Raw genomic sequence first — 18,724 nt, 5'->3', positions numbered from 1 at the left:
GTAACTACGTCATTCCGCTTTTTTGCAGCCTGCGATCGCCCTTTCAGGTTTTATTTACGGGAGGTCTTCTTGACTAAGCCAGCCATACTCGCCCTTGCTGATGGCAGCATTTTTCGCGGCGAAGCCATTGGAGCCGACGGTCAGACCGTTGGTGAGGTGGTGTTCAACACCGCAATGACAGGCTATCAGGAAATTCTTACCGATCCTTCCTACGCCCAGCAGATCGTTACCCTGACTTACCCGCATATCGGCAACACCGGCACCACCCCTGAAGACGCAGAGTCGAATCGCGTCTGGTCCGCCGGCCTGGTCATTCGCGACCTGCCTCTGGTCGCCAGCAACTGGCGTAACAAGCTGTCCCTCGGTGATTACCTGAAAGCCAACAACGTCGTTGCCATCGCCGGCATCGATACGCGCCGCCTGACCCGCATCCTGCGTGAGAAAGGCGCCCAGAACGGCTGCATCCTGGCCGGCGATAACATCACCGAAGAGGCGGCCATCGCCGCTGCCCGCAGCTTCCCGGGCCTCAAGGGCATGGACCTGGCCAAGGAAGTCTGCACTAAGGACACCTACGAGTGGCGTTCCAGCGTCTGGGATCTGAAAACCGACAGCCACCCTGAAATTGCCGCCTCCGAGCTGCCTTATCACGTGGTCGCCTACGATTACGGCGTCAAGGTGAACATCCTGCGCATGCTGGTCGAGCGCGGTTGCCGTGTAACCGTGGTGCCGGCGCAAACGCCTGCCAGTGAAGTGCTCGCCTACAAGCCGGACGGCGTTTTCCTGTCCAACGGCCCTGGTGACCCGGAGCCGTGCGACTACGCCATCAAGGCGATCAGAGAAGTGCTGGAAACCGACATTCCGGTGTTCGGCATCTGCCTCGGCCATCAGCTTCTGGCGCTGGCCGCGGGTGCCAAGACCGTGAAGATGGGCCACGGCCACCACGGTGCCAACCACCCGGTCCAGGATCTGGACACCGGTGTGGTCATGATCACCAGCCAGAACCACGGTTTTGCGGTGGATGAGGCAACCCTGCCGAGCAACGTTCGCGCCATTCACAAGTCGCTGTTCGACGGCACCCTGCAGGGTATCGAACTGACCGACAAGAGCGCATTCAGCTTCCAGGGTCACCCTGAAGCGAGTCCGGGCCCGAACGACGTCGCGCCTTTGTTCGATCGCTTTATCGAAGCCATGGCCAAGCGCCGCTGACCGGTTGCCTTGAGACTGTAATACGCAGGTGCCCAGGGCGGCCCCGGACTCAATGTCCGGTCGCTGCCGCCCAGGCCACCTCAGACAAATGTTCAAGACGGCTTGCCGACTGACCTGCGGATTTGAGTGACAACCCATGCCAAAACGTACAGATATTAAAAGCATCCTGATTCTCGGCGCCGGCCCCATCGTGATCGGCCAGGCCTGTGAATTCGACTACTCCGGCGCCCAGGCCTGCAAAGCTCTGCGTGAGGAGGGTTACCGTGTCATCCTGGTGAACTCCAACCCTGCCACCATCATGACCGACCCGGCCATGGCTGACGCCACCTACATCGAGCCGATCAAGTGGCAGACCGTTGCCAAGATCATCGAAAAAGAACGTCCGGACGCACTGCTGCCAACCATGGGTGGCCAGACGGCTCTGAACTGCGCACTGGATCTGGAGCGCGAAGGCGTTCTGGAGAAGTTCGGTGTTGAAATGATCGGCGCCAACGCTGACACCATCGACAAGGCAGAAGACCGTTCGCGCTTCGACAAGGCGATGAAGTCCATCGGCCTGGCGTGCCCGCGCTCCGGTATCGCGCACAGCATGGAAGAAGCCAACGCAGTTCTTGAAAAGCTCGGCTTCCCTTGCATCATCCGTCCGTCGTTCACCATGGGTGGCACCGGCGGCGGTATCGCTTACAACCGTGAAGAGTTCGAGGAAATCTGCGCCCGTGGTCTGGACCTGTCTCCAACCAAGGAACTGCTGATCGACGAATCGCTGATCGGCTGGAAAGAGTACGAAATGGAAGTTGTCCGCGACAAAAAGGACAACTGCATCATCGTCTGCTCGATCGAGAACTTCGACCCGATGGGTGTGCACACTGGTGACTCGATCACCGTAGCGCCGGCACAGACCCTGACCGATAAGGAATACCAGATCCTGCGTAATGCCTCGCTGGCAGTGCTGCGCGAGATCGGCGTTGAAACCGGTGGTTCCAACGTTCAGTTCGGCATCTGCCCGAACACCGGCCGCATGGTCGTCATCGAGATGAACCCGCGTGTATCGCGTTCCTCTGCACTGGCTTCCAAGGCGACCGGCTTCCCGATCGCTCGCGTTGCCGCCAAGCTGGCAGTGGGCTACACCCTTGACGAGCTGTCGAACGAAATCACTGGCGGCAAGACCCCGGCGTCGTTCGAACCGTCGATCGACTACGTCGTCACCAAGCTGCCGCGCTTTGCCTTCGAGAAATTCGCCAAGGCCGATGCACGTCTGACCACTCAAATGAAGTCGGTCGGTGAAGTCATGGCCATCGGCCGTACCTTCCAGGAATCCCTGCAGAAAGCCCTGCGCGGCCTGGAAGTCGGTGTGTGCGGTCTTGATCCGAAGCTGGACCTGAGCCATCCGGAAAGCATGAGCACGCTCAAGCGCGAGCTGACTGTGCCGGGCGCCGAGCGTATCTGGTACGTCGCCGACGCCTTCCGCGCCGGCATGACGGTCGAAGAAATCTTCGCCATGAACATGATCGACCCTTGGTTCCTGGTGCAGATCGAAGACCTGATCAAGGACGAAGAGAAGATCAAGACCCTGGGTCTGTCGGCAATCGACCGTGACGTGATGTTCCGTCTCAAGCGCAAGGGCTTCTCCGACGCGCGTCTGGCCAAGCTGCTGGGCGTTACCGAGAAGAACCTGCGGACGCATCGTCACAAGCTCGAAGTGTTCCCGGTCTACAAGCGCGTCGACACCTGCGCAGCCGAGTTCGCAACTGACACCGCGTACCTGTACTCGACCTACGAGGAAGAGTGCGAAGCCAACCCGTCGACGCGTGACAAGATCATGATCCTGGGTGGCGGCCCGAACCGCATCGGCCAGGGTATCGAGTTCGACTACTGCTGCGTGCATGCCGCGCTGGCACTGCGTGAAGACGGTTACGAGACCATCATGGTCAACTGCAACCCGGAGACCGTCTCCACCGACTACGACACCTCGGACCGTCTGTACTTCGAGCCTGTCACCCTGGAAGACGTGCTGGAAATCGTCCGTGTCGAGAAGCCGAAAGGTGTGATCGTCCAGTACGGTGGCCAGACGCCTCTGAAGCTGGCGCGTGCTCTTGAAGCTGCCGGCGTGCCGATCATCGGCACCAGTCCCGATGCCATTGACCGTGCCGAAGACCGCGAGCGCTTCCAGCACATGGTCGAGCGTCTGAACCTGCGTCAGCCGCCAAACGCCACTGTGCGCAGCGAAGACGAAGCGATTCGTGCCGCAGCGAAGATCGGTTATCCACTGGTGGTGCGTCCGTCTTATGTACTGGGTGGCCGTGCGATGGAAATCGTTTACCAGGAAGACGAACTCAAGCGTTACCTGCGCGAAGCGGTTCAGGTGTCCAACGACAGCCCGGTGCTGCTGGACCACTTCCTGAACTGCGCAATCGAGATGGACGTCGATGCGGTCTGCGACGGTACTGACGTGGTAATCGGCGCGATCATGCAGCACATCGAGCAGGCGGGCGTTCACTCCGGTGACTCCGCGTGCTCGCTGCCGCCGTACTCGCTGCCGGCTCACATCCAGGACGAGATGCGCGAGCAGGTCAAGAAGATGGCGTTGGAACTGGGCGTTGTCGGCCTGATGAACGTGCAGCTGGCACTTCAGGGCGAAGACATCTACGTCATTGAAGTCAACCCGCGCGCATCGCGTACGGTGCCGTTCGTTTCCAAGTGCATCGGTGTTTCCCTGGCGATGATCGCTGCCCGCGTGATGGCAGGCAAAACCCTGAAAGAGCTGAACTTCACCAAGGAAATCATTCCAAACTTCTACAGCGTGAAAGAGGCAGTGTTCCCGTTTGCCAAATTCCCTGGCGTTGACCCGATCCTCGGCCCGGAAATGAAATCGACCGGTGAAGTGATGGGTGTGGGTGATACCTTTGGCGAAGCGTTTGCCAAGGCCCAGATGGGCGCGAGCGAAGTGCTGCCGACTGGCGGTACCGCGTTCATCAGCGTACGTGACGATGACAAGCCTCTGGTTGAAGCGGTCGCTCGTGACCTTATCAATCTTGGTTTCGAGATCGTTGCCACCGCAGGCACCGCCAAGCTGATCGAGGCGGCAGGCCTGAAAGTGCGTCGCGTCAACAAGGTGACCGAAGGCCGTCCGCATGTGGTCGACATGATCAAGAACGACGAAGTCACTCTGATCATCAACACCACCGAAGGTCGCCAGTCGATCGCGGATTCCTACTCCATCCGTCGCAACGCCCTGCAGCACAAGATTTACTGCACCACTACCATTGCAGCAGGCGAAGCGATCTGTGAAGCGCTCAAGTTCGGTCCGGAGAAGACCGTACGTCGTTTGCAGGATCTCCATGCAGGATTGAAGGCATGATCAAATACCCAATGACCGTTCAGGGCGCTCGCGCCCTGGAAGAAGAGCTGACCCACCTGACCAAGGTGATTCGTCCCAAGTTGAGCCAGGACATCGGTACTGCGCGCGAACTGGGCGACCTCAAGGAAAACGCCGAATACCATGCTGCCCGCGAGCAGCAGGGGATGGTCGAGGCGCGTATTCGTGATATCGAAGGCCGCATGCAGAACGCTGTGATCATCGACGTCACGACTATTCCGCACACCGGCAAGGTGATCTTCGGCACGACAGTCGAAATCGCCAATGTCGAGACTGACGAAAGCGTGGTCTATCAGATCGTGGGTGAGGACGAAGCAGATATCAAGAAAGGCAAGATTTCAGTGGGCTCGCCCATTGCCCGTGCCTTGATTGCCAAGGAAGAGGGTGATGTCGTTGTCGTGAAAACGCCAAGTGGCGTGATCGAGTACGAAATCGTCGAAGTGCGTCATATCTGATGCTGGCGCCCGTTTTTACGGGTGCTTTCAGCGGCAAAAAAGAGTCAGGGCTCGCTTTTGGCGGCCCTGACTTCTGTTTTTATCCGTGTGCGCGGTGGACGTTGGACAGTTGCTTGTTTACCTTTGGGTTCTTGCGATAGATCAACGCCATTTTGCCGATGACCTGAACCAGGTCGGCAGAACCGGCCTTGCACAGTTCTGCGATGGCACCGAGACGGCTTTCGCGGTCGAGGATGTTGAGCTTGATCTTGATCAGCTCATGATCGCTCAGTGCGCGTTCAAGCTCTGCAAGTACACCTTCAGTCAAACCATTGTCAGCCACGATCAATACCGGTTTCAGATGGTGGCCAATGGATTTGTATTGTTTCTTCTGCTCTGGAGTGAGCGGCATAATCTGACCTCTGCGTCTGATCTTTTAAAAGCGGCGGCCAGTTTACCCGAGCGAGTCCGGGACCGCCCAGTTAATCACGACTCGTTTATTTTTGAGGTGCCCCGTGGCCCGTTCCAAGACAAGCCATAACTGGCTCAAAGAACACTTCGACGACAAGTACGTCAAAATGGCACAAAAGGACGGTTACCGTTCGCGTGCCAGTTACAAGCTGCTCGAGATCCAGGAAAAGGACAAACTCATCCGTCCGGGCATGACCGTGATCGACCTCGGCGCGGCGCCGGGAGGCTGGTCGCAGGTGACCAGTCGTCTGATCGGCGGTCAAGGTCGTCTGATCGCTTCCGACATCCTTGAAATGGACAGCATCCCCGATGTGACCTTCATTCAGGGGGATTTTACCGAGGATGCGATTCTTGAGCAGATACTCGAGGCAGTCGGTAATACGCAGGTAGACCTTGTGATTTCCGATATGGCCCCCAATATGAGTGGATTGAGCGCTGTAGATATGCCGCGTGCAATGTTTCTCTGCGAATTGGCGCTCGATCTTGCTGGTCGGGTACTGCGTCCCGGTGGCGATTTTCTGATCAAGGTCTTCCAGGGTGAAGGCTTCGATGTCTACCACAAGGATATCCGCAAGCTGTTCGACAAGGTGCAGATGCGCAAGCCGTCGTCGTCCCGCGACAGGTCCCGCGAGCAATACCTGCTGGCTCGCGGCTTCCGCGGCATTGATGGCGCGGCCAGCATCGAACGTTTTTGACAAGGCGCGATAGCTTTTTTCAAATGGCGTTACCGATGCAGCATGACTGAACATTATGTTGTCAAAGTTTCACAAAGGGTTACAGACGGTGTCTGCCGTATCTGTAGGTTCTGTAGTAAGTTAGGCCGGTGAATATCATGCGAGGCACGCTTGCTGCGTGGAGCTTGCTTCAGAGGGTAGCTAATTGAACGATATGGCAAAGAATTTGATCCTGTGGTTGATCATCGCGGCTGTCCTTGTGACGGTGATGAACAACTTCTCCAGCCCGAACGAGCCGCAGAACCTCAACTATTCCGAGTTCATCCAGCAGGTCAAGGATGGCAAGGTCGAGAAGGTTTCTGTTGACGGCTACGTCATTACGGGCAAGCGCAGCGATGGCGACACCTTCAAGACCATCCGCCCGAACATCCCGGACAATGGCCTGATCGGTGATCTGGTCAGCAACAACGTCGTGATCGAAGGCAAGCAGCCTGAGCAGCAGAGCATCTGGACCCAGTTGCTGGTGGCCAGCTTCCCGATACTGGTGATCATCGCGGTGTTCATGTTCTTCATGCGTCAGATGCAGGGCGGGGCGGGCGGCAAGGGCGGCCCGATGAGCTTCGGCAAGAGCAAAGCGCGTCTGTTGTCAGAAGATCAGGTCAAGACGACCCTGGCTGACGTTGCCGGTTGCGACGAAGCCAAGGAAGAAGTCGGCGAACTGGTCGAATTCCTCCGCGATCCGGGCAAGTTCCAGCGCCTGGGCGGTCGTATTCCGCGCGGCGTGCTGATGGTCGGCCCTCCAGGTACTGGTAAGACGCTGATCGCCAAGGCCATTGCCGGCGAAGCGAAGGTCCCGTTCTTCACGATTTCCGGTTCCGACTTTGTCGAAATGTTCGTGGGTGTTGGTGCGAGCCGCGTTCGCGACATGTTCGAGCAAGCCAAGAAACACGCGCCATGCATCATCTTCATCGACGAAATCGACGCAGTCGGTCGCCACCGTGGCGCCGGCATGGGCGGTGGTCATGACGAGCGTGAGCAGACTCTCAACCAGTTGCTGGTCGAGATGGACGGTTTTGAAATGAATGACGGCATCATCGTGATTGCCGCTACCAACCGTCCTGACGTGCTGGATCCGGCTCTGCTGCGTCCGGGTCGGTTCGACCGTCAGGTAGTTGTAGGTCTGCCGGACATTCGTGGCCGTGAGCAGATCCTCAAGGTTCACATGCGCAAAGTGCCAATGGGTGAAGACGTCAACCCGGGCGTTATCGCTCGTGGTACGCCGGGCTTCTCCGGTGCGGATCTGGCCAATCTGGTCAACGAAGCGTCGCTGTTCGCTGCTCGCTCCGGCAAGCGCGTTGTAGAGATGAAAGAGTTCGAGCTGGCCAAGGACAAGATCATGATGGGCGCCGAGCGCAAATCGATGGTCATGTCCGATAAGGAAAAGCGCAACACGGCTTACCACGAGGCGGGTCACGCTATCGTTGGTCGTCTGGTGCCAGAGCATGATCCGGTCTACAAGGTTTCCATCATTCCGCGCGGTCGTGCGCTGGGTGTGACGATGTTCCTGCCTGAAGAGGACCGTTACAGCCTGTCCAAGCGTGCGTTGATCAGCCAGATCTGCTCGCTGTATGGTGGTCGTATTGCGGAAGAAATGACCCTGGGCTTCGATGGCGTCACAACCGGTGCCTCCAATGACATCATGCGTGCCAGCCAGATTGCCCGGAACATGGTCACCAAGTGGGGTCTGTCTGAAAAGCTCGGCCCGCTGATGTACTCGGAAGATGAAGATGCAGGTTACCTGGGTCGCGGCGGCAGCCAGAACTCCAGTGTTTCCGGCGATACTGCCAAGCTTATCGACTCCGAAGTGCGCAGCATCATCGACCACTGCTATGGCACCGCCAAGCAGCTGTTGACGGATAATCGCGACAAGCTGGAAGCGATGGCCGACGCGCTGATGAAGTACGAAACCATTGATGCCGACCAGATCGACGACATCATGACCGGTCGTACTCCGCGCGAGCCGCGTGACTGGGGTGGTGGTTCGGGTACCAACGGTACGCCGATCACGCCTGACCCTCGTCCGGAAACTCCGATTGGCGGCCCTGCCGCCGAGCACTAAGGTCTGACATGACATCTGCGCTGTACCCAACCCGGTTGCCTTGCGGCAACCGGGTTCTTGATTTGGCCCATACGCACGTGATGGGCATCCTCAACGCAACCCCAGACTCATTTTCCGATGGCGGCCGCTACAGCCAGCTCGATGCGGCGCTGCGTCACGCCGAGGCAATGGTGCAGGCTGGCGCGACGCTTATCGATGTCGGTGGCGAGTCAACGCGTCCGGGCGCGCGTCCTGTCTCTGCGTCGGAAGAGGTCGAGCGTGTGGCTCCGCTGGTCGAGGTCATCGCGCGCGAACTGGATGTGATCATCTCTGTGGATACCTCCACCCCTGAGGTCATGCTGGCGACGGCTGGACTGGGTGCCGGGCTTATCAACGACGTTCGCGCGCTGCAGCGCCCAGGCGCGCTTGAGGCGGCCGCAAGCACCGGTTTGCCGGTCTGTCTCATGCATATGCTGGGCGAGCCCGGAACCATGCAGAATGACCCGCACTACGATGACCTGGTGGGCGAGGTCTGTGCCTTCCTGGCTGAGCGCATGAAGCAGTGCGTCGCTGCAGGAATCGGTCAGCAGCAGATCATTCTTGATCCGGGCTTTGGCTTTGCCAAGACACTGGAGCACAATCTGAGCCTGTTCAAGCATATGGAAGCGCTGCATGCGCTCGGCCGCCCTTTGCTGGTGGGTGTTTCGCGCAAGAGCATGATCGGTGCTGTGCTGGGGCGTCCCGTCGACCAGCGTCTGTCCGGCGGGCTCGCCCTGGCGGTTCTGGCGATGGCCAAAGGGGCAAGAATTCTACGTGTGCATGATGTCGCCGAAACGGCTGACGTGGTGCGCATGATCACAGCTGTCGAAGCAGCTGAATAACAACAGTGGGGCATCCATGACTACCAGAAAATATTTCGGAACCGACGGCATTCGCGGTCGTGTAGGGCAATTCCCGATCACTCCCGAGTTCATGCTGAAACTGGGTTGGGCCGCCGGCATGGCTTTCCGCAAGATGGGCGCCTGCCGGATTCTTGTCGGCAAGGACACGCGCATCTCCGGCTACATGTTCGAGTCGGCCCTCGAGGCCGGCCTCTCCGCTGCGGGCGCTGACGTTCTCTTGCTGGGCCCGATGCCGACACCGGCCATCGCCTATCTGACACGTACCTTTCATGCCGAGGCTGGCATCGTCATCAGCGCCTCGCATAATCCGCACTACGACAACGGCATCAAGTTCTTCTCCGGTCAGGGCACCAAGCTGCCTGACGAGATCGAAATGATGATCGAAGAGCTGCTTGACGCACCGATGACCGTGGCTGAGTCCGAGAACCTCGGCAAGGTCTCGCGGATCAACGATGCGGCCGGGCGATACATCGAATTCTGCAAAAGCAGCGTGCCTACCAGCACCGACTTCGCCGGCCTCAAGGTCGTCATCGACTGCGCTCACGGTGCGACTTACAAGGTAGCGCCCAACGTATTTCGTGAGCTGGGCGCGCAGGTCGTGGTGCTTTCCGCGCAACCTGACGGGCTCAACATCAACAAGGACTGTGGCTCCACGCACATGGAAGCCCTGCAGGCGGCCGTGCTTGCCGAGCATGCGGACATGGGCATCGGTTTCGACGGTGACGGCGACCGCGTGTTGATGGTTGATCACACCGGGACCATCGTCGATGGCGACGAATTGCTTTACATCATCGCCCGCGACCTGCATGAGCGGGGTCGCTTGCAGGGCGGCGTCGTCGGCACATTGATGAGCAACCTGGGGCTTGAACTGGCCCTGGCCGAGCAGGGTATTCCTTTTGTTCGGGCCAATGTAGGTGACCGCTATGTGATCGCCGAGCTGCTAGAGCGCAACTGGCAGATAGGCGGCGAAAACTCCGGTCATATCGTCTGTTTCCAGCACGCCACCACCGGTGATGCGATTATTGCCTCGTTGCAGGTGATACTGGCCCTGCGTCGCAGTGGTGTGAGCCTGGCCGAAGCGCGTCTGAAATTGCGCAAATGTCCGCAAATCCTGATCAACGTACGCTTCGCCGGGTCGGGTGTTGACCCGGTCTCGCATCCGTCGGTCCAGGAGGCCTGCGCTCGCGTCACCGAGCAGATGGCCGGGCGTGGCAGGGTACTGCTGCGCAAATCGGGTACCGAGCCGCTGGTGCGCGTCATGGTCGAAGGCGAGGACGAAACGCAGGTCAGGGCGTACGCCGAAGAACTCGCAAAACTGGTTACTGAAGTTTGCGCCTGATTTCGGCTTGCCAGTGTCGGAACTGTTGGGTAACATCTGCGCCCACTTTGACCCACGAGGTGTAGCATGCGTCGCCCAATGGTAGCTGGTAACTGGAAAATGCACGGTACCCGCGCCAGCGTCGCTGAGCTGATCGAGGGTTTGTGCAAGCAGTCTTTGCCAGGCAGCGTCGATATCGCCGTAATGCCTGCCAGTCTGTTTACTTGTCAGGTAGTCGAAGGGCTCAAGGCAACGTCGATCATCGTTGGTGCGCAGGATGCAGCCATGCAGGCTGAGCAGGGCGCGCTGACGGGTGAAGTTGCATCGAGCCAGCTGGCTGATGCAGGTTGCAAACTGGTACTTGTCGGGCACTCCGAGCGTCGTCAGTTGATTGGCGAGCAAGAGGATGTTCTGAACAAGAAGTTTGCGGCGATTCAGGCGAAAGGTCTGACACCTGTGCTTTGCGTAGGTGAAACGCTGGAAGAGCGCAAGGCGGGGCAAACGCTTGAAGTGGTAGGGCGTCAGCTGAACAGTGTCATCGCCGAGTTTGGCGTCAACGCACTGGTCAACGCTGTTATTGCCTACGAGCCGGTCTGGGCCATTGGCACCGGATTGACTGCTTCGCCTCAGGAAGCCCAGGAAGTGCACGCAGCAATCCGTGCGCAACTGGCACAAGAGAATGCCGAAGTCGCACAAGGCGTGCGACTTCTCTATGGCGGCAGCGTGAAGGCGGCCAATGCGGTCGAGCTCTTCAGCATGCCGGATATCGATGGGGGGCTCATTGGTGGAGCTTCCCTGAATGCAGATGAGTTCGGTGCGATCTGTCGCGCCGCGGGAAACTGAAAAAATGCTGGAAACAGTCGTAATCGTTTTTCACCTGTTGGGCGCTCTGGGCGTTGTCGCTCTGGTATTGCTGCAGCAGGGTAAAGGTGCCGACGCAGGCGCGTCGTTCGGAGCAGGTGCATCAAATACTGTCTTCGGAGGTCAAGGAACCTCTACCTTTCTCAGTAAGTTTACTGCTATACTTGCGGCATGTTTTTTCATAACCAGCTTGGGGTTAGGATACTTTGCTAAAGAGAAAGCTCAACAGCTGACTCAAGTAGGTTTGCCAGACCCCGCAGTACTGGAAGTGAAGCAAAAGCCGGCAGCAGATGATGTACCGGTTCTCGAAGGGCAAAAGCCAGCCGCTGTTCCAGCTGACGTACCTCAAGCCCCAGAGAAGAAGTAATACAGAATTCGGCGATGTTCGTGAGGTCGCCAAAAGAGTTGTAATGCCGAGGTGGTGGAATTGGTAGACACGCAACCTTGAGGTGGTTGTGCCCATAGGGTGTAGGGGTTCGAGTCCCCTTCTCGGTACCAATTAACAGGAGAGCCCGCACTAGCGGGCTTTCTTGTAGGTGGATGTTGGATTGACCCAGCAATGGATCGGTCGTATACTTCCGCCCCAGCTTTGTCGCGGGGTGGAGCAGTTTGGTAGCTCGTCGGGCTCATAACCCGAAGGTCGTTGGTTCAAATCCAGCCCCCGCAACCAGTTTTAGCGGAGCCCCTTTTAAGGGGCTTTTTGTTAGCTGGACAGTACATGACGTCGATGTTCAGCGGCGTTTTCAGGGATGGGCTTTTGCCCATTTTTTTATTTCTAAAGCATGCACGAGGGGGTTCAGGTGTCGAGCAAGCTAGAACAGTTGCAGGACTTGTTGGCCCCAGTGGTCGTGGCCCTTGGCTACCAATGCTGGGGAATCGATTTCAGTTCCCAGGGCAAGCATTCGGTGCTGCGCATTTATATCGACAAGGAAGGGGGTGTTCTGGTCGACGACTGTGCAATCGTCAGTCGCCAGATCAGCGGTGTATTGGACGTAGAAGATCCAATCAGCACCGAGTACACCCTCGAAGTATCTTCTCCTGGCATGGAGCGCCCGCTGTTCACTATTGAGCAGTTTGCTTCGTACGCCGGGGAACAAGTGAAAATAAAGCTGCGTTCACCTTTCGAAGGTCGACGCAACTTTCAAGGCCTTCTCCGCGGGGTGGAGGAGCAGGATGTCGTGGTGCAGGTTGAAGACCATGAGTTCCTGTTGCCGATCGACATGATCGACAAGGCCAACATTATTCCCACGTTTGACTGAGACGTGCCGGTTACTGCGGATCCCGCGGATCCAATGGCTTGCGAAAGGCGAGGCGTACGATGAGCAAAGAAGTACTGCTGGTTGTTGAGTCGGTGTCCAATGAAAAGGGCGTTCCGGCAAGTGTCATTTTTGAAGCGCTGGAGCTGGCTCTGGCCACTGCTACCAAGAAACGTTTTGAAGATGAAGTAGAATTGCGTGTAGAGATCAATCGCCAGACAGGCAACTACGAGACTTTCCGTCGCTGGACAGTTGTCGAAGACGAAGATCTGGACGATCCTGCTTACGAATTGGCCGTGGATCAGGCCCAGGCGAAAAAGCCGGGTGCTGTTGCCGGCGACCTGATCGAAGAAAAAATCGATTCCATCGAATTCGGTCGTATCGCTGCGCAGACCGCCAAGCAAGTCATTGTGCAGAAAGTTCGCGAAGCCGAGCGTGCTCAGGTAGTCGACGCCTACCGCGAGCGTCTGGGTGAAATCATTTCTGGTACTGTTAAAAAGGTTACACGTGACAATGTCATCGTTGACCTGGGTAACAATGCCGAAGCCTTGCTGGCTCGTGAAGACATCATTTCCCGGGAAACTTTCCGGGTCGGTGTTCGCGTCCGTGCTCTGCTGAAGGAAATTCGCACCGAAAACCGTGGCCCTCAGCTGATTCTGTCGCGTACCGCGCCAGAGATGCTGATCGAGCTTTTCCGCATTGAAGTGCCGGAAATTGCCGAAGGTCTGATCGAGGTGATGGCTGCCTCCCGTGACCCGGGTTCTCGTGCGAAAATCGCTGTTCGCTCCAAGGATAAACGAATCGACCCGCAAGGTGCCTGTATCGGCATGCGCGGTTCGCGAGTTCAGGCTGTTTCCGGCGAGCTGGGTGGCGAGCGTGTGGATATCGTCCTTTGGGACGATAACCCGGCGCAGTTCGTGATCAATGCAATGTCCCCTGCAGAAGTAGCGGCAATCATCGTAGATGAAGACGCGCATGCAATGGATATCGCAGTGGGAGCGGACAACCTGGCCCAGGCTATTGGTCGTGGCGGTCAGAACGTGCGTCTGGCAAGTCAACTGACTGGCTGGACCCTGAACGTAATGACCGAATCGGACATCCAGGCCAAGCAGCAAGCTGAAACCGGTGACATCCTGCGCAATTTCATCGAAGAACTCGAAGTCGATGAAGAATTGGCACAGGTGCTGGTTGATGAAGGCTTCACCAGCCTGGAAGAGATTGCCTACGTACCGTTGGAAGAAATGCTCAACATCGACGGCTTTGACGAAGACATCGTCAACGAGCTTCGCGCTCGTGCCAAGGATCGTTTGTTGACTAAAGCCATCGCTACAGAGGAAAAGCTGGCAGACGCCCATCCGGCCGAAGACCTGCTCTCGCTTGAGGGTATGGACAAGGATTTGGCGATGGAACTGGCGGTGCGCGGCGTAATTACCCGCGAAGACCTGGCCGAGCAGTCTATAGATGACCTGCTCGACATCGACGGCATTGACGATGATCGTGCCGGCAAGTTGATCATGGCCGCCCGAGCCCACTGGTTCGAGTAATTGGGCGCGGCCTGAGGAGAGAAGTGCATGACGCAAGTCACGGTGAAAGAACTGGCCAAAGTGGTCGACACACCGGTAGAGCGCCTGTTACAGCAGATGCGTGAGGCAGGTCTGCCGCACACCGCCGCCGAGCAAGTTGTGACCGATAACGAAAAACAAGCCTTGTTGACGCACTTGAAAAGCGGTCACAAGGCCAAGGTGGAAGAGCCTCGCAAGATTACCTTGCAGCGCAAAACCACCAGCACCCTGCGCGTTGCTGGCAGCAAGAGCATCAGCGTTGAAGTGCGCAAGAAGAAAGTCTTTGTGCAGCGTAGCCCGGAAGAGATCGAAGCCGAGCGCAAGCGCGAGATGGACGAACGCCGTGCGGTAGAAAACGCCGCTCGTCAAAAGGCTGAAGAAGAAGCCAAGCGTCGCGCTGAAGAAGATGCGCGCAATCAGCCTGCTGCTAGCCAGCCTGCTTCGGCTGCTGCCGAGCCTGTTGCCGCCGCCGAGCCTGTGCGCGAAGCATCGCCAGCCGCTGCTCCGGCACCGGCCAGCGCAGCGCCTTCTGCCGATGCTCGCAAGCGTGACGAACAACGTCGCCCTGACAAGCCTCGTGCTGACGACCGCAACGCCCGTGGCGGCGACGGCGAGCGTAAAAACGCTCCGCATCGCGCTTCGGTCAAGGAGAAGGCTCCGGCCCCTCGCGTTGCTCCTCGCACTACCGACGAAGAAAGCGACAGCTTCCGTCGTGGTGGTCGTGGCAAGGGCAAGCTGAAGAAGCGTAACGCGCATGGTTTCCAGAGCCCTACCGGCCCGGTCATCCGTGACGTGGCCATTGGCGAGACCATCACTGTCGGCGAATTGTCGGCACAGATGTCGGTCAAGGCTGCTGAAGTCATCAAGTTCATGTTCAAGATGGGCACCCCGGTGACCATCAACCAGGTACTGGATCAGGAAACTGCCCAGTTGATCGCCGAAGAGCTGGGCCACAAGGTCACGCTGGTCAGCGACAACGCCCTGGAAGATTCCCTGGCCGAATCGCTGAAGTTCGAAGGTGAGTCGTTCTCCCGTGCACCGGTTGTGACCGTAATGGGCCACGTCGACCACGGTAAGACCTCGCTGCTCGACTACATCCGTCGTGCCAAGGTTGCAGCTGGCGAAGCCGGCGGCATCACCCAGCATATCGGTGCCTACCACGTTGAAACCGAACGCGGCATGGTCACGTTCCTCGACACCCCTGGTCACGCTGCGTTTACCGCCATGCGTGCCCGCGGTGCCAAGGCAACGGATATCGTGATTCTGGTTGTTGCAGCTGACGACGGCGTGATGCCTCAGACCATCGAAGCTGTTCAGCATGCTGTTGCGGCTGGCGTTCCGCTGGTTGTTGCGGTGAACAAGATCGACAAGCCTGGTGCTGACCTCGATCGTATCCGTAGCGAGCTGTCGGTCCATGGTGTGACCTCCGAAGAGTGGGGCGGTGATACGCCTTTCGTTTCGGTTTCCGCGAAGATGGGTACTGGCGTCGACGAATTGCTGGAAGCTGTTCTTCTGCAGGCCGAAGTCCTGGAACTCAAGGCAACTCCGTCGGCCCCTGGCCGTGGTGTTGTTGTCGAGTCCCGTCTGGACAAGGGCCGTGGTCCGGTCGCTACTGTTCTGGTTCAGGACGGTACGCTGCGTCAGGGCGACATGGTTCTGGTCGGTTCGAACTTCGGCCGCATCCGCGCCATGCTCGACGAGAACGGCAAGCCGGTCAAAGAAGCAGGTCCTTCCATCCCTGTCGAGATCCTCGGCCTGGACGGTACACCGGACGCTGGCGACGAGATGAGCGTGCTGTCGGACGAGAAGAAAGCCCGTGAAGTGGCTCTGTTCCGTCAAGGCAAGTTCCGCGAAGTCAAACTGGCCCGTGCTCACGCTGGCAAGCTGGAAAACATCTTCGAGAACATGGGTCAGGCAGAGAAGAAGACGCTCAACATCGTCCTCAAATCTGACGTACGCGGTTCCCTCGAAGCGTTGAACGGCGCCTTGAACGGCCTGGGTAACGACGAAGTGCAAGTGCGCGTGGTCGGTGGCGGTGTCGGTGGTATCACCGAGAGCGACGCCAACCTGGCACTGGCCTCCAACGCTGTACTGTTCGGCTTCAACGTGCGTGCCGACGCTGGCGCGCGCAAGATCGTCGAGCAGGAAGGTCTGGATATGCGTTACTACAACGTGATCTACGACATCATCGAAGACGTCAAGAAAGCCCTTACCGGCATGCTTGGCAGCGACGTCCGGGAGAATATCCTGGGTATCGCCGAAGTCCGCGATGTGTTCCGTTCGCCGAAATTCGGCGCGATCGCAGGGTGTATGGTTCTGGAAGGCACTGTCTACCGTAACCGTCCGATTCGTGTTCTGCGCGAAGACATCGTTATCTTTGAAGGCGAGCTGGAATCCCTGCGCCGCTTCAAGGACGACGCTGCCGAAGTACGTGCAGGCATGGAATGCGGTATCGGCGTCAAGAGCTACAACGACGTCAAGGTCGGTGACAAGATCGAAGTCTTCGAGAAGGTCCAAGTGGCTCGCAGCCTCTAAATCGCGAGCTTCAGGAGTCATGGTGGAAGCCTTGCATGTAAATGCTCTGCTTTCCTCATGGGCTCTAAACGCAACGCCCGGTCTGGCAAGTGTCAGGCCGGGCGTTTGCCGCTTTCAGACTGTCAGGGTTTGGTCCCGGATCAGTAACAGGTAACAAGCATGGCAAAAGAATACAGCCGTACCCAACGTATCGGCGATCAGATGCAGCGCGAACTGGCGCAGCTGATCCGTCGCGAAATCAAGGACCCACGCGTGGGTCTGGTCACCATCACCGCCGTAGACGTCAGCCGTGACGTGGGTCATGCGAAGATTTTCATGACCGTCATGGGCCAGGACAGCGCGGAAGAAATCGCGCAGACCATCAAGGTGCTCAACGCTGCTGCAGGTTTCCTGCGTATGCAGTTGGCCCGTGAGATGAAGCTGCGCAGCGTGCCTCAACTGCATTTCCACTATGACGAAAGCGTCGTGCGTGGCGCGCATCTCTCGGCACTGATCGAGCGTGCCGTGGCAGAAGACGGCCAGCATCAGGAAGGCCCTGCATCGCCGGATGCAAAGCCTGAAAGTACCGAGGAATAAAGAGTGGCTCAGGTCAAGCGTATACGCCGCAATGTCAGCGGGATCATCCTGCTCGACAAGCCACTGGGTTTCACTTCCAACGCCGCTCTGCAAAAGGTTCGCTGGCTGCTCAATGCCGAGAAAGCCGGGCACACCGGCAGCCTTGATCCTCTGGCAACGGGCGTTCTGCCGTTGTGCTTTGGTGAAGCGACCAAGTTCTCTCAGTACCTGCTCGATTCAGACAAGTCCTACGAGACCCTGGCGCAACTGGGCAAGACCACTACCACTGCCGACTCTGAAGGCGAGGTTTTGCTCACGCGTCCGGTGACCGTTGGTCGCGACGATATCGAAGCGGCTCTGCCGCATTTTCGCGGACAAATCAGCCAGATACCTCCCATGTACTCGGCCCTCAAGCGTGATGGCCAGCCACTTTACAAGCTGGCACGTGCAGGGGAAGTAGTGGAGCGCGAGCCCCGTTCTGTTACTATTGCGCGCCTGGAATTACTTGCTTGCGAAGGCGATACGGCACGTCTGTCCGTCGATTGCAGCAAAGGCACCTATATCCGCACACTGGTCGAGGATATCGGTGAGAAGCTTGGTTGTGGTGCTTACGTCGCAGAGCTGCGTCGTACCCAGGCCGGGCCTTTCACGCTGGCTCAGACAGTGACGCTGGAAGAGCTCGAGCAGGTGCATGCCGACGGCGGCAATGAAGCGGTTGACCGTTTCCTGATGCCATCGGACAGCGGTCTACTGGACTGGCCGCTGTTGAAGTTTTCGGAACACAGTTCGTTTTACTGGTTGCATGGTCAGCCAGTACGCGCGCCGGACGCACCGAAATTCGGTATGGTTCGCGTGCAGGATCACGAAGGTCGCTTCATCGGTATCGGTGAAGTCGCCGAAGACGGGCGCATTGCGCCGCGTCGCCTGATTCGGTCAGAGTGACCGAAACCAGTCCAGCCGTCGGCTTGCTGGCGAGTGGGGTGGAACGAGGATGGCTGTCAACAGGCACGGTCATACCTCATTTTTTAATACGAGGATCTGTCCTCGGCCTGTTGGAAACGTTTCTCCGGAAACGCTTCCTTGCACAAAAGGATTGCCCACATGGCACTCAGCGTTGAAGAAAAAGCTCAGATCGTAACCGACTACCAGCAAGCTGTTGGTGATACTGGTTCGCCAGAAGTGCAAGTTGCACTGCTGACCGCCAACATCAACAAACTGCAAGGCCACTTCAAGGCCAACGGTAAGGACCACCACTCGCGTCGTGGTCTGATCCGTATGGTAAACCAGCGTCGCAAGCTGCTGGATTACCTGAAAGGTAAGGACGTTAGCCGTTACAGCGCCCTGATCGGTCGTCTGGGTCTGCGTCGCTAATAACGACGTTGCTAGAGGTTGGTTGTCTGTCACGATCCGTCGGGTTTTCCCGGTGGTTCTGGCAGGCTCCCAGCCTCAAGTTTTATCTGGGCTGTGGAAGGGGCC

The 18,724-nt window shown here is 58.0% G+C and carries 16 protein-coding genes and 2 tRNA genes; 17 read left to right on the top strand and 1 reads right to left on the bottom strand.

The window, feature by feature from the left end; translation table 11 throughout:
• The first annotated feature begins 69 nt into the window (after positions 1-69).
• The 3 genes from carA (at position 70) to greA (ending at position 5,037) form a co-directional block, all read left to right on the top strand.
• Positions 70-1,206: a glutamine-hydrolyzing carbamoyl-phosphate synthase small subunit gene (carA, locus tag V476_RS06195; RefSeq protein WP_003395184.1), complete on the top strand. Its 1,137-nt coding sequence runs from the start codon at positions 70-72 to the stop codon at positions 1,204-1,206.
• Positions 1,207-1,342: 136 nt separating this feature from the next.
• Positions 1,343-4,564, top strand: coding sequence for a carbamoyl-phosphate synthase large subunit (gene carB / locus V476_RS06190; RefSeq protein WP_003340565.1), 3,222 nt, complete (start codon positions 1,343-1,345; stop codon positions 4,562-4,564).
• Complete coding sequence (gene greA / locus V476_RS06185; protein WP_003340567.1) at positions 4,561-5,037, top strand: transcription elongation factor GreA; 477 nt, start codon at positions 4,561-4,563, stop codon at positions 5,035-5,037. The genes carB and greA overlap by 4 nt, the downstream gene beginning before the upstream one ends.
• A 79-nt stretch (positions 5,038-5,116) precedes the next feature.
• Here the strand turns inward: greA and V476_RS06180 are convergent, their stop codons facing one another.
• Complete coding sequence (locus V476_RS06180) at positions 5,117-5,428, bottom strand: YhbY family RNA-binding protein (protein WP_003340569.1); 312 nt, start codon at positions 5,426-5,428, stop codon at positions 5,117-5,119.
• Positions 5,429-5,531: 103 nt separating this feature from the next.
• Here V476_RS06180 and rlmE point away from each other — a divergent pair, with 103 nt between their 5' ends.
• From rlmE to rpsO, 14 genes are all read left to right on the top strand, one after another.
• Entirely contained in the window at positions 5,532-6,182 is a 651-nt protein-coding gene (gene rlmE, locus V476_RS06175; RefSeq protein WP_003313635.1) for a 23S rRNA (uridine(2552)-2'-O)-methyltransferase RlmE, read from the top strand.
• Between the two features lie 193 nt (positions 6,183-6,375).
• Positions 6,376-8,280 (top strand): ATP-dependent zinc metalloprotease FtsH, encoded by a 1,905-nt coding sequence (gene ftsH / locus V476_RS06170; protein ID WP_003313633.1) that lies wholly within the window; start codon positions 6,376-6,378, stop codon positions 8,278-8,280.
• 8 nt (positions 8,281-8,288) lie between these two features.
• The gene (gene folP / locus V476_RS06165) at positions 8,289-9,140 is read left to right on the top strand and encodes a dihydropteroate synthase (RefSeq protein WP_024959665.1); all 852 of its coding nucleotides are present in this window, start codon (positions 8,289-8,291) and stop codon (positions 9,138-9,140) included.
• 16 nt (positions 9,141-9,156) lie between these two features.
• The gene (gene glmM, locus V476_RS06160; RefSeq protein ID WP_003395197.1) at positions 9,157-10,500 is read left to right on the top strand and encodes a phosphoglucosamine mutase; all 1,344 of its coding nucleotides are present in this window, start codon (positions 9,157-9,159) and stop codon (positions 10,498-10,500) included.
• Positions 10,501-10,566: 66 nt separating this feature from the next.
• Complete coding sequence (gene tpiA, locus V476_RS06155; protein WP_024959666.1) at positions 10,567-11,322, top strand: triose-phosphate isomerase; 756 nt, start codon at positions 10,567-10,569, stop codon at positions 11,320-11,322.
• A gap of 4 nt (positions 11,323-11,326) precedes the next feature.
• Positions 11,327-11,707: a preprotein translocase subunit SecG gene (gene secG / locus V476_RS06150; RefSeq protein ID WP_003313628.1), complete on the top strand. Its 381-nt coding sequence runs from the start codon at positions 11,327-11,329 to the stop codon at positions 11,705-11,707.
• Positions 11,708-11,752: 45 nt separating this feature from the next.
• Positions 11,753-11,838: transfer RNA gene (locus tag V476_RS06145), tRNA-Leu, on the top strand.
• 95 nt (positions 11,839-11,933) lie between these two features.
• A tRNA-Met gene (locus tag V476_RS06140) sits at positions 11,934-12,010 on the top strand.
• A 130-nt stretch (positions 12,011-12,140) separates the two neighbouring features.
• Positions 12,141-12,599, top strand: a complete 459-nt coding sequence (gene rimP / locus V476_RS06135) for a ribosome maturation factor RimP (protein ID WP_002555126.1) — start codon at positions 12,141-12,143, stop codon at positions 12,597-12,599.
• A 59-nt stretch (positions 12,600-12,658) separates the two neighbouring features.
• Positions 12,659-14,140 (top strand): transcription termination factor NusA, encoded by a 1,482-nt coding sequence (gene nusA, locus V476_RS06130; RefSeq protein ID WP_003340582.1) that lies wholly within the window; start codon positions 12,659-12,661, stop codon positions 14,138-14,140.
• A 27-nt stretch (positions 14,141-14,167) separates the two neighbouring features.
• Positions 14,168-16,693: a translation initiation factor IF-2 gene (gene infB, locus V476_RS06125; protein ID WP_003424545.1), complete on the top strand. Its 2,526-nt coding sequence runs from the start codon at positions 14,168-14,170 to the stop codon at positions 16,691-16,693.
• A gap of 159 nt (positions 16,694-16,852) precedes the next feature.
• On the top strand, positions 16,853-17,269 hold the full coding sequence (gene rbfA / locus V476_RS06120) for a 30S ribosome-binding factor RbfA (protein ID WP_003424544.1): 417 nt from the start codon (positions 16,853-16,855) through the stop codon (positions 17,267-17,269).
• 3 nt (positions 17,270-17,272) lie between these two features.
• On the top strand, positions 17,273-18,190 hold the full coding sequence (truB, locus tag V476_RS06115) for a tRNA pseudouridine(55) synthase TruB (RefSeq protein WP_003400189.1): 918 nt from the start codon (positions 17,273-17,275) through the stop codon (positions 18,188-18,190).
• A 159-nt stretch (positions 18,191-18,349) separates the two neighbouring features.
• Complete coding sequence (rpsO, locus tag V476_RS06110) at positions 18,350-18,619, top strand: 30S ribosomal protein S15 (RefSeq protein ID WP_002555121.1); 270 nt, start codon at positions 18,350-18,352, stop codon at positions 18,617-18,619.
• Positions 18,620-18,724: the final 105 nt, after the last annotated feature.

The organism is Pseudomonas syringae KCTC 12500, from assembly GCF_000507185.2.
Classification (GTDB): domain Bacteria; phylum Pseudomonadota; class Gammaproteobacteria; order Pseudomonadales; family Pseudomonadaceae; genus Aquipseudomonas; species Aquipseudomonas syringae.
The sequence above is the reverse complement of the archived record's forward strand: the minus strand, read 5'-3'. Positions and strand labels throughout refer to the sequence as shown.

Bases quoted from the DNA above. Each gene is read 5' to 3' on its own strand.
- ftsH (WP_003313633.1), top strand. From the start codon at position 6,376: ATGGCAAAGAATTTGATCCTGTGGTTGATCATCGCGGCTGTCCTTGTG.
- secG (WP_003313628.1), top strand. From the start codon at position 11,327: ATGCTGGAAACAGTCGTAATCGTTTTTCACCTGTTGGGCGCTCTGGGC.
- rbfA (WP_003424544.1), top strand. From the start codon at position 16,853: ATGGCAAAAGAATACAGCCGTACCCAACGTATCGGCGATCAGATGCAG.
- glmM (WP_003395197.1), top strand. From the start codon at position 9,157: ATGACTACCAGAAAATATTTCGGAACCGACGGCATTCGCGGTCGTGTA.
- greA (WP_003340567.1), top strand. From the start codon at position 4,561: ATGATCAAATACCCAATGACCGTTCAGGGCGCTCGCGCCCTGGAAGAA.
- folP (WP_024959665.1), top strand. From the start codon at position 8,289: ATGACATCTGCGCTGTACCCAACCCGGTTGCCTTGCGGCAACCGGGTT.
- V476_RS06180 (WP_003340569.1), bottom strand. From the start codon at position 5,428: ATGCCGCTCACTCCAGAGCAGAAGAAACAATACAAATCCATTGGCCAC.
- infB (WP_003424545.1), top strand. From the start codon at position 14,168: ATGACGCAAGTCACGGTGAAAGAACTGGCCAAAGTGGTCGACACACCG.
- nusA (WP_003340582.1), top strand. From the start codon at position 12,659: ATGAGCAAAGAAGTACTGCTGGTTGTTGAGTCGGTGTCCAATGAAAAG.
- carB (WP_003340565.1), top strand. From the start codon at position 1,343: ATGCCAAAACGTACAGATATTAAAAGCATCCTGATTCTCGGCGCCGGC.
- tpiA (WP_024959666.1), top strand. From the start codon at position 10,567: ATGCGTCGCCCAATGGTAGCTGGTAACTGGAAAATGCACGGTACCCGC.
- rpsO (WP_002555121.1), top strand. From the start codon at position 18,350: ATGGCACTCAGCGTTGAAGAAAAAGCTCAGATCGTAACCGACTACCAG.